The sequence below is a fragment of the Mangrovibacterium sp. genome, assembly GCF_041596335.1.
Classification (GTDB): domain Bacteria; phylum Bacteroidota; class Bacteroidia; order Bacteroidales; family Prolixibacteraceae; genus Mangrovibacterium.
Window position 1 is genome coordinate 25,001 of the sequence record NZ_JBFHIT010000047.1, and the last position, 11,629, is coordinate 36,629.

An 11,629-nucleotide genomic window follows, 5' to 3' on the forward strand; every position below is an offset into this window, starting at 1 on the left:
AACAGGATTTAGGAATACCCAAGTCATCAGTTCCGCAGACAACGCCATAACAAGAAAGAGGCCACTCTAAACTGAGCAGCCTCTTCTGTTTTATTCGAGAGATGTAGACTTCTATTTGGATTTATCCGGTGCTTGCGGAATCGCCGGCAACGGTTTGTATTCCGTTTTCACCTTCTCCTTAATCAGTTCAATCGCTTTTTCCAATTGGGCATCATTGCCCATGTATTCCTGGTACGGATCATTATCCAGAACAATATCCGGATCGACCCCATGCCCTTCAATAATCCACTTACTTTCCTCCGACGAGAACGAGGCGAACTCAGGTTTACGCAAATCGGCACCATCAACAAATGGCAACGAGCCACTAATTCCCACGACTCCACCCCAGCTGCGGGTTCCGATTACAGTTCCCAATTGGTAATGCTTAAAACCGTAGGGGAACAAATCGCCGTCGGAAGCCGAATAACGGTCGATAAGCAGCACTTTAGGCCCCAAAATCATTTTAGTGGGAACCGGTGTTGGATGCTTGTAGTTGCGGCGAGTATTAGCCCGCTGAACTTCGCGTTGCAATCGTTCCAAAATCATTGGCGAAACATTGCCGCCACCATTTCCCCGGTCGTCAATAATCAGAGCTTTCTTGTTCAACTGCGGATAAAACAGGCGCGCAAACATATTCAAGCCATCAGGGCCCATGTCGGGAATATGAATGTAACCCACTTCGCCATTGGTCGCCTTGCTCACTTTTTCAATATTGGTTTGAATCCAATTGTAATAGTACAAATCAGCTTCGTCGGCAATTGGTTTTACCAGAACGTTCCGGGCACCGTCGGCACTGGCTTTACTGTTCAGACTCAACTCAACCTCTTTGCCTGCCAGCCCCACCAACATTGAGAACAAATCGTTGGTTGTTTGCGTACTGATTCCGTTAACCGCAACAATATAGTCACCAACCTTTGCATCAACACCAACTTCGGTTAGTGGCGAACGCAATTTTTCGTCCCAGTTAGCACCTTCCAATAAATCATCAATTTTAAAATATCCCGACTGATCCCGACTGATTTTAGCACCAAGCAAACCGGTTTTAATTCGTTTTGGTTCGGGCCGTTCACCGCTAAGCACATAGGCATGGCCAACGCTCAACTCCCCTATTAATTCGCCAATCAGATACGTTAGATCATCGCGGTGGCGTACATAGGGAACCAGCACAGCATACTTGTCGTGCATCGCGTTCCAATCAACACCATGCATATTGTCAACATAAAAGAAGTCGCGCATCTGCCGCCAGCTTTCATCGTATATCTGTTTCCACTCGGCTTGGTAGTCAACCCAAACCTGCATATCCGAGGTATTCACTGTTTTTTCAGTTTTCACCGGCCCCGAAGGCAGATCAACCACCGCGTACTTGCCCTTTTCGCGAACAATCATTTTTTTATTATTCGCCGTTAAACCATAGCTAAATTTCCCCAGCTCAGTCTCTTTCTTTTCCTTTAGGTCGTACATTTTGGTTGTTACCCCATCGTTGTACTCAGAGTAATAAACCTTGCCATCCGCAACATTGACATTGAAATAGTTCGATGCTTTAATTGGCAACGAAATAATTCGATCGGTAATCCCATCAAAATCAATTCTCACCGACTTTTCGTCAGTGGCTTTTTTCTCCTCCTTCGAAGAGGCTTTCTTGTCTGCTGCCGGTTTTTCTTCCTCCACCAGCTTCACAGTATCGTTTTCGATGGCAAAAGGCGATGGCGTATCATTGGCCAAAATAGCCAGGTAAACGCGTTCCATATCCGAGTACGAGTGATTCCACTCTGTGCTGCTATACGTTGGGTTGAAATCGCGTTCGGAGACAAACACAACATATTTTCCGTCAGCCGAAAAACGTGGTGAATTCGTGTCGTACCAGTTGTCGGTAATTTCCTTCACTTCTTTAGTGGCTACATTGTAAACCGCCACCGTGTTGAAGTCGTTGTCGGTGGGGTTGCTAAAGACAATCCATTTGGAGTCGGGCGCCCAACTATATGAATAGATCAGTCCGTACTCCGATTCGGCAACTGTGGTCACTGTCTTGGTTTCCACATCCACATATTTCAAACGGAGCTTTCGATCCGACCATAATATCTTTTTGCTATCGGGCGACCATCTGATGCTGAATTTATACGTATCAGAACCATCTGTCAGCTGAACCGCTTTTTCGCCAATTTTGGCTTCTTTCATATAAATCTCAAATTCGCCGTTTGCGTCCGACAGGTAGGCAATGTATCTCCCGTCGGGCGACCAACATGCTTCCCGCTCGTGCACACCACTGGTTTGAGTCAGGTTTTCTGTCAAGCCTTTTTCTGCCGGAACACTGAAGACATCGCCCCGTGCACTAAACAGCAAACGTTCGGCGTTGGGCGAAGCATCCACATCGAAAATCAGTTTCGAGGCATCTTTCCATTCGTCTCGTGCATACACAAAATCGTTGTTAATCCGAATCGGAACTTTAATCGGATTCCTGTCCTTTACATTCATTTTATAGATGTAACCGCCATTTTCAAACACAATTTGGTCGCCGCCAATCGATGGAAATTTCACATCATAGTCGGTAAAATTGGTCACCTTTTCGGTGGTTCCGGTTTTGGTGTTATACACAAACAAATTCATGGTACGATCGCGATCCGAGCAAAAGAAAATTTCGTCGCCGGCCCACATCGGAAAAATATCCTGAGCTACGTTATTCGTAATGTTTTTCACTTCTTTGGTGTTGAAGTCGAAAATCCAAACATCGTCGGCCATTCCGCCTTTATAATATTTCCAGGTGCGGAACTCGCGGAACACCCGATTAAACGCCAGCTGTTTTCCATCGGGCGAGAAGCTGCAAAATCCACCCTCAGCCAAGGGCAATTCTTCAGACAAACCTCCATCGGCCGACACCTTAAATAGCTGGCCTTTGAACGAGTTAAAACTTTGCTTTCGCGAACGGTAAACAATTTCCTTTCCATCGGGCGACCAGGCCATAACAATATTGTTTGGTCCCATCCGATCCGAAACCAAGTCGCGACCTAAGGTTGCCGTGTGTGTCAACCGTTTTGGCGAACCACCATCAGCCGGAATGGTAAATACTTCGGTGTTTCCGTCGTATTGCCCGGTAAACGCGATGTTCGTGCCATCATGCGAAAATTTAGCGAACATTTCGTAGCCAATATCAGCAGTCAGTCTTCTGGCTGTTCCGCCATCAGCCGGTACTGTATACAAATCGCCGGCATACGAAAATACGATTTGGTCCCCCATTATCGCCGGGAAGCGGAGCAAGCGCGCGTCATCATCTGCTGCTCGCGAAACTCCTGCCAATGCCCAAAAGCTTAGGACGAAGAAAAAACATTTTCTGATCATAGGAATTTATTTTTAACGTGAAAAATTTCGAGTTGAAGGTGTTATTCCGTTAGTAACAAATGGCAAACAAAAATTACAGTTAAATACTGAAATAAAAGATGAAACAGTTGAAAAGTACTGCCTTCCCACATTCAGCTTCGTGGCATGAAAGCAAACCCGCCAGCGCAGACTTGCGATTGTGCTTCGGGGCAGACAAAAAGGCTAGATTCATTCGCCAATCAATTCTTCCGATTAAGCGAAACGCCTTAACAGATAACTTGCGCCGCTTGAAACCGTTGCTGCTATTTCTAAATCAAAGGAGGTATTCATTGGCAGACAAATTCAATTTCTTTTTTTTTTACAAAAAGCGTTCAACTGAAAAATTTTCTCAATTACTTTGCCGCATGAATACATTCGAAGATTTTAAGTTAAAAAAACAACTGCAAAATGCCATTGCCGATTTAGGGTTTACAAAGCCAACTCCCATTCAGCAAGAGTCCTATTCTCCGATTGTTGGTGGTGCCGATTTTGTGGGAATTGCGCAAACCGGAACCGGAAAAACGATCGCTTATTTGCTTCCGATCTTGCAGGATCTGAAGTTTTCAGATCAGCCACAGCCCAGGGTATTAATTCTGGCTCCTACCAGAGAACTGGTCATTCAAATCGTAGAACAAATCGAGAAACTAACCACCTACGTTAGTTTGAGAGTGCTAGGTGTTTATGGCGGATCAAACAACATAAACGCGCAAAAAAAGGCCATCGCCGAAGGCTTAGATATCATTGTCGGTACTCCGAGACGTTTATACGACCTTGCCCTTAGCAACGTATTGCGACTAAAATCAATCAAAAAACTGGTGATCGACGAAGTCGATATCATGCTTGATTTTGGCTATAAAACCCAATTGAAAAACATCTTCGAACACCTTCCTTCGAAACGGCAAAACATCCTCTTTTCTGCCACCATGACAACCTATGTGGATGAATTGATAGGCGATTTTCTGGTTAACCCGGTTAAGAAAACCATCTCGGTTAGCGGTACACCCTTGGAAAATATTAGTCAGGAATGTTATGCAGTGCCTAATTTTTACTCCAAGGCAAACCTATTGAACTATTTATTGGAAGATCGAGACGAATATCGTAAAGTCTTAATTTTTGTCGCCACCAAAGTGAATGCCGACAGACTACTTGAAACATTAAACTTTGAATCGGAAACTGCTGTCATTCACTCCAGTAAAGAACAAAACCACCGTTCAAACGCCATCGAGATGTTCGAGAACGGCACGTGTAGAATTCTGATCGCGACTGATGTGATTGCCCGTGGAATTGATATCGAAAAAATCACCACTGTAATCAGTTTTGATACACCTTTCTACCCCGAAAATTATATCCACCGGATAGGGCGAACCGGCCGAGCCGAACAATGTGGAAAAGCCATTCTTTTTTATAATGAAAAGGAAACAGCTTTAAAAGAAGCAATTGAAAGTTTGATGAATTACAGCATTCCATTCAATGAGTTGCCTGAAGCAGTAGAGGTATCTGCCAAACTCACGCCAGAGGAAAAAGACAAACCTGCCGATCCGGATGAATCGTACCATAAAAAACCAGCTATTGAAGCGGGGGCTTCTTTTCATGAGAAGTCGCCGAAGAACAGCAAGGAAAAAGTTGAACGGAAAAGTTACCAGACGTTAATGAAGGAGCGATTCAAAAAACCAATCAGGCGTGGCGACAAGATTCAAAATATGAAAAAGAAAAGGAAGTGACACCGTTGCTTTTCTTCGCGGCGAAATTCGCACCAATTCACAACCACGATTTTCACTACGATCGGTATTGATTTTCAAATGTGGAGGTTTGCATATTAAATGTTTGAAAAGAACGCCCTTTCAGGATTCGGATCATTCTAATTTAAGGGAAGCATTTTACAACTTTGCGCTGTTTCCAGACGGAATTACAGATGCAACGATAAAAAAAGAACGATACACGATGATAGATTTTTGGCTGATTAGACATGGCGAAACGGTAGAAAACGCGCAAGGCATTTGCCAGGGACAAACCCCCGGAACCCTCAACGAAGAAGGCATTATGCAGGCTGAAATGCTTGGCGAATATTTGAAATCGGAAACTTTTGATGTGGTGTATTCCAGCGACTTGCTGCGTACAATGAAAACCACTGCAGAGGTCACTAAATTTCATCTCGAAAAAGAAATCATTGCTGAACCGTTACTGCGCGAACGCTATTTGGCAGCCTGGCAGGGAAAACCATTTCCGAAAAACTGGAAAGATATGGATCTGCCAGAAGGCGCCGAAACCAGCGACGATTTGATTGCACGAGCAGAGGCTTTCCTGAAACTGATTAAGGACAAACATGAAGGACAAAAAGTTTTTGCCATGAGTCATGGCGGGCTGATTCGCGCATTCTGGACCGTTCTTCACGGTTTCGACCACGATTCGTATTACCATTGGGATGCACCAAAAAACACGAGCATCAGCCGCTTCGAATTGAATGACGACGGGTCGGTTAAGGTTGTCGCCCGCAATCTGGCTGAACATTTGGAACTTGCCCAGGCAGAAAACAAGTCGACAAACAAAAACGACTGGCAATTGTAACGAACAACTTGCTACGGACATTTTAATGGATTGATTTCAAATCAAGCCAATTACAATACTGTTCAAAGAAGGAATAATTTCCAACCGAAATTCATTCCTTTTTTTGTAATCATATCGGTCTTTCCGACACTTATTCGGCAAGCTAAAAACGAACCAAAGCTTTTTCACCCGATAAACCCACTGCTCATGAGACTGCTAAATTACTTAATTGCATTTTTGCTGCTTTTTCCGGTTACAAACACGAACGCACAGGAAAGCATCGAATTCGACCAACACAAAGCTTTTAGTCCGAACTTGTTAAGCCCTCCGGAATCGCCCTACCGAAGTGCCAGCGGTATTCCGGCAGCCAACTACTGGCAAAACAAAGCCGACTACCAAATTAAAGCTGAACTGGACACGGTAAGCAACACGATTACAGCGACAGTGACTTTAAGCTATACGAACAATAGTCCCGATGACCTGCCGTTTTTATGGTTCGAACTAGGTCAGAATCTGTTTCGGGAAGGCTCAATTGGTAGTTTTAGCCAAGGTGTAAAAACCGATGCAGGTGGCTTTCATTTTAAAGCAGTTAAGGTTAAAACAGACAAGGAAGTAACCGATGCCGAATATTTGATACATGATACCCGGATGCAAATTCGTCTGGATCGGCCGGTGGGTGCTAACGGAAAAACAATTGCCATTGAATTTGACTATTCTTTTAAAATTAGTGATACCCAGTTCCGCACGAGTTTAACCAATACGAAAAACGGAACCATTTATGAAGTAGCCCAATGGTACCCCAGGGTATGTGTTTACGACGATATTCGCGGATGGAATACCTTGCCCTATCAGGGGGCTGGCGAATATTACTGCGAGTACGGCGACTTCGAATATGAAATTACCGTACCTGCAAGCCTGGTTGTGGTTGGTTCGGGAGCGATGACAAACACAGCTGAGGTACTTACGAAAGAGCAACAAATCCGTTTGAAAAAAGCGTCAGGAAGCGATGAAACGAGCTTCATTATTTCACCCGAAGAAGTGGGCAGCATTCACTCTCGTCCGAAAAGCAAAGGAATGCTGACCTGGAAATTTGCCATGCAAAACAGTCGCGACATCGCGTGGGCCGCGTCAAAAGCCTTTGTTTGGGATGCTGCCAAAATAAACCTCCCCGACGGAAAAACAGCGCTGGCCATGTCGGTTTATCCAACTGAAAGTGTTGGAGATTCGGCCTGGAGCCGATCGACTGAATACATAAAACATTCCATCGAACATTTTTCGGAACGCTGGTTTGCCTACCCCTACCCGGTTGCCATTAATGTTGCAGGCCCGGTTGGCGGAATGGAATATCCGGGTTTGTGCTTTTGCAGTTGGAAATTCAATACCCCTAAAGTGACTTACTTTGTATCGGCTCACGAAATTGGGCACAACTGGTTTCCAATGATTGTTGGCTCCAACGAACGCCGCTATGCCTTTATCGATGAAGGACTCAACACCTTCATCGACATTTATGCACAGGACGATTTCAACAAAGGTGAATTTGCCCCCAAACGCGATGGAGAGTACGATCCCGAAGGCATAAATCCATCGAGAGACCTTGTTCCGTATCTCACGCGCCCCGACGCTGAAAGTCTGACAAATCTGGCTGACGTCCTTCACCCCAAATACTCGCACACCTTAAGCTATTATAAGTCGGCACACGGTTTAGTGATGGCTCGGGAATATATACTTGGAGCCGAGCGGTTCGATTATGCTTTCCGCGAGTTTATTCGCCAGTGGGCTTTTAAACATCCGGCACCAAACGACTTTTTCCGCTTAATGAACAATGCCACCGGTGAAGATTTGAATTGGTACTGGAATGCCTGGTATTGCCAAACCTGGACACTCGACCAAGCTGTAACCAATGTTTCGTATGTTGAAAATGAACCAACCAAGGGAGCAGAAATTAAGCTGGCAAACCTGCAACAGATGGTAATGCCCATAAAACTAAAGATTAAAGAAGAAAATGGAACGGAGACTGTAGTGAAGCTACCGGTTGAAATTTGGCAACGAGGCGGACAGTATATCTACAAATTTGCGTCGACAAGCCGGATTGTTTCGGTGGATGTTGATCCGGAGCTGGAATTACCCGATATCGACGATAACAACAACCATTGGCGGGCTACCGATCATTCAATTAGCCAAAAATAATCGCCGACCTGTCAGCCTGAAAACGAAATTCCGGCACTGATAAAGACTTTATCGCTCAGGGATAACACAAAAAAGGCTGCAATTCCTTGCAACCTTTTTTAATCTGATCTATCAACTAACTAAACCCAATGATATTGGTGAAACATTAAACTCTTATTCTCACATTCTTCTACCTAAACCAGTGGGTTTTGTTTGCCTATTTACAGATTATATTTCATGTTTTCCGACATGTTTTATTTCAACGAATCGACCTGAAAGATAAATGATTGCAAAGGAGCCATTTCCAATTCGATCCGGGCGGCAGTTTCATCCACCCTTAGCTCGTAATTTTCTCCGTTACCCAGCCGATCTGTCAGCTTGTAGGTTCCGGGGTTCAATGTCCATTCTGTCATAATTTCGGGATCGAGTTGCAATTGGAAACGATACGACTGTTCCGCGTCAAAATTGCTAACAACAATCAACCGGTCGGCATCTTTCCAACGAACAAAAGAAAACAAGCGATCAGAATAACCATTGGAATGTTTACGGTTGAAGGAATGAATCTCGAGATAGTTGCCCATTAAGGCCGTCGACGAAGCGGAAAAGTGAAGCAATGTGCGATAAAAGCGGTGCAATTCTTTCTCTCCTGCTGTTGACTGACCTCCGTCAAAAGCACCGTTGTTCATCCAGCGCTGATGAGCCGGAACTCCCCAATAATCGAAGATCGTAGTCCGGCTTTCAGTTCCAAATCCGGCATTTCCATCGCCCGGCTCGCCTACGTTTTGCCCAAAATAAAGCATCGTTGGCGAAGTACTGATGCAGGTTGAAACAACCATCGCCGGCATTCCTTTTCGGGCGTCACCCGCAAAGTCATCACTAGCAATTCGTTGTTCATCGTGGTTCTCCAGAAAATGCAACAGATGGTGTTCAATATCAGCTAAGCCATCCTGAATTGCCGGCAGATTATCAGTACTTCCGTGACCTTGCATAATATGCTTCAGGGTATCATAAAGCTCAACTTTATCATACAGGTAGTCCATTTTACCCAGCTGAATATAGTCGCGATACAGTTGCGGATTGTACACTTCAGCCAGTAAAAACGCATCCGGATTTTTCATTTTAATAGCCGAATTCATGTAACTCCAAAATTCCACAGGCACCATCTCGGCCATGTCGTAGCGGAATCCATCAACGCCTTTATCAATCCAGAACAATGCGATATCCCGAAACTTTTTCCACGAATCGGGAACGTTTTTATCGTTCCAGAAATTGAAGTGTTCGTAATAATCGGCCTTTTCAAATCCTTCGGGCAGAGAATCAAAATCGTGAGTTCCATCGGGCCGAACGCCATAATTGATCTTTACAGTTTCGTACCAATCGTTGAAATCAGGCTGTGCCTTTCGCGAGCCGTTGCCGGTCCATTTAGCCGGGTTTTCATCAAATTCGCCGTCGGCCAGCGGGTGTTTTTCACCTCCCAATGGCTGATAGCCATTTTGAGATACCGGAACCTTAAAAGCTTGTCCGGGAATGTAGTAGAAATTATTATCGCGCTTGTACTCAACTGTTGTATCGTCATTTTCACCAAAATCGGCTACGCCGGCAGGCCTCGATACAGAATGATAGTTGCGGGCAACATGGTTGGGTACAATGTCGATGATGACCTTCATCGCATGTCGGTGCGTTCGGTCAATCAGCGCTTCAAATTCCTCCATGCGTTTGGCGGGGTCAACGGCTAAATCCGGATTTACATTGTAGTAATCTTTCACGGCATAGGGCGATCCGGCGCGACCTTTCACAACATCCGGGTCATCAGTACCAATACCGTAGGCGGTGTAATCTGCTATTACCGCATGATGAGGCACACCGGTATACCAAATGTGGGTAACCCCCATGGCTCGGATCGAGTCCAATGCCCGATCAGTAAAATCATTAAACTTCCCGACCCCATTTTCGTCGATTGTTCCCCAAGGTTTATTGGTTGAATTCTGATTTCCAAACAGCCGGGTAAAAACCTGATAAACGACTGCCTTCCCGTGTTGTTCTGAGGCCATCTCTGCTGTTGTTTCAGTTTTTTTAGACTGACACGAAACAGCGAGCAGGAGCATCATCGGAATCATTAATTTTTTCATCATTTCATCAGTGAATTCAACCACGAACCAGTCCATTGAATGGCCTGATTCGTGGTGTGGAATTTAAAATTCTGTAGTGCTGCTATTCAATCTATTCGAGTTCAATAATCATAGCCGATTCTGCCGGAATTGAGATCGAAGAAAGATTTGTTAACTGCTTCGAACTAATAACCTCTTTCCCTTTTGTACAGCCATGCATCACCTCGCTAAAACGATCTGTTGCGATCACTTGATCTTCGCTATTTTTGTTCAGAATGACCATCACGGTCTCGTCGTCATTCATGCGGAAATACACATAAACCTCATTGTCAGGAACAAAATGAATCATTCGCCCGTTGTGGATCACCGATTTGTTTTTGCGCCAGTTTTGAATGGTACGAAGATAGTTTTGCATATCCTTTTGAGCATCCGACAGGCCTTCGCCGCTAAATGCGTTTACCGCATCGTTTGGCCAGCCACCCGGATAATCAGTTCGGATAATCCCATGATCTTCGGTGCCGGTGTTGGACATCAGCACCTCAGTTCCATAATATATTTGCGGAATTCCGCGCGTAGTCAGAAAATAAGCTACCCCCAATTTCAACTTGTTGACATCTTCTCCAACCTGCGTATAAAAACGCGACATATCATGATTGTCCGGAAAGATGACCAGGTTGTCGGCATCGGGATATTGAAAATCGTTTGACAAAGCCTCGTATAGTTCAACCATTCCCTGATCGAATGACTTATCGTGATTCAAAGCACGGGCAGCAGCATTCTGCAACGGAAAATCCATTAAGCTGGGCAAATAACATTCGTAGCCATCGCTGTTTACTTTTCCTTTTTGCCAGTACGAAACAATCGCCGGATTTAAGCTCCATTCCTCACCAACAATGTTAAAATGAGGATATTCTTCCAACACACGTTTGGTCCATTCGGCCATCATTTGTTTGTCCGGGTACGGCCAGGTGTCCTGACGGATTCCGTCCAGTCCAACATACTCGATCCACCAAATACTATTTTGAATGAGGTAGGTCGCCATAAACGAATTACGTTGGTTTAAATCAGGCATAGTTTCAACAAACCAGCCATCGGCCATCGCTTTTTTGTCGACTTCCGAAGCATGCGGATCCTGATTAACGGTTCTGCGGTGGCTGGTCACTTTCCAATTCGGGTAGCTATTAATCCAGTCATGCATTGGCAGATCATCCATCCACCAGTGTTCCGACCCGCAATGATTGAAAATCATATCCATGATCAATTTCATGCCCCTTTTTTTGAGGTCTTTCGATAATTCCAGGTATTCGTCGTTGCTGCCGTAACGCGGATCAACCTTATAAAAATCGGTTGTTGAATAACCATGATAGGAGGTTCTGGTCATATTGTTTTCCAGCACCGGATTCAGCCATACTGCTGTAAAA

At 44.8% G+C, this 11,629-nt stretch carries 6 protein-coding genes; 3 read left to right on the forward strand and 3 right to left on the reverse strand.

Annotated elements, in window-relative coordinates:
- Positions 1–111: 111 nt before the first annotated feature.
- Positions 112–3,372: a PDZ domain-containing protein gene (locus ABZD21_RS14965; protein WP_372775875.1), complete on the reverse strand. Its 3,261-nt coding sequence runs from the start codon at positions 3,370–3,372 to the stop codon at positions 112–114.
- Positions 3,373–3,755: 383 nt separating this feature from the next.
- On the opposite strand from ABZD21_RS14965, the gene ABZD21_RS14970 reads away from it, so the two are divergent.
- The 3 genes from ABZD21_RS14970 to ABZD21_RS14980 all read left to right on the forward strand — a co-directional run bounded on the left by ABZD21_RS14970 (position 3,756) and on the right by ABZD21_RS14980 (position 8,121).
- Positions 3,756–5,111 carry a DEAD/DEAH box helicase gene (locus tag ABZD21_RS14970; protein ID WP_372775876.1) on the forward strand — a complete coding sequence of 452 codons (1,356 nt, stop codon included), beginning with the start codon at positions 3,756–3,758 and terminating at the stop codon, positions 5,109–5,111.
- A gap of 220 nt (positions 5,112–5,331) precedes the next feature.
- Positions 5,332–5,955: a histidine phosphatase family protein gene (locus tag ABZD21_RS14975; protein ID WP_372775877.1), complete on the forward strand. Its 624-nt coding sequence runs from the start codon at positions 5,332–5,334 to the stop codon at positions 5,953–5,955.
- A gap of 186 nt (positions 5,956–6,141) precedes the next feature.
- Positions 6,142–8,121, forward strand: coding sequence for a M1 family metallopeptidase (locus ABZD21_RS14980; protein ID WP_372775878.1), 1,980 nt, complete (start codon positions 6,142–6,144; stop codon positions 8,119–8,121).
- 233 nt (positions 8,122–8,354) lie between these two features.
- On the opposite strand, the gene ABZD21_RS14985 is transcribed toward ABZD21_RS14980, so the two are convergent.
- Both ABZD21_RS14985 and ABZD21_RS14990 read right to left on the reverse strand, forming a co-directional pair.
- Positions 8,355–10,232 (reverse strand): alpha-amylase family glycosyl hydrolase, encoded by a 1,878-nt coding sequence (locus tag ABZD21_RS14985; RefSeq protein ID WP_372775879.1) that lies wholly within the window; start codon positions 10,230–10,232, stop codon positions 8,355–8,357.
- Between the two features lie 88 nt (positions 10,233–10,320).
- Positions 10,321–11,629 (reverse strand): alpha-amylase family glycosyl hydrolase (locus ABZD21_RS14990; protein WP_372775880.1); only part of this gene is annotated, 1,309 nt, incomplete at its 5' end.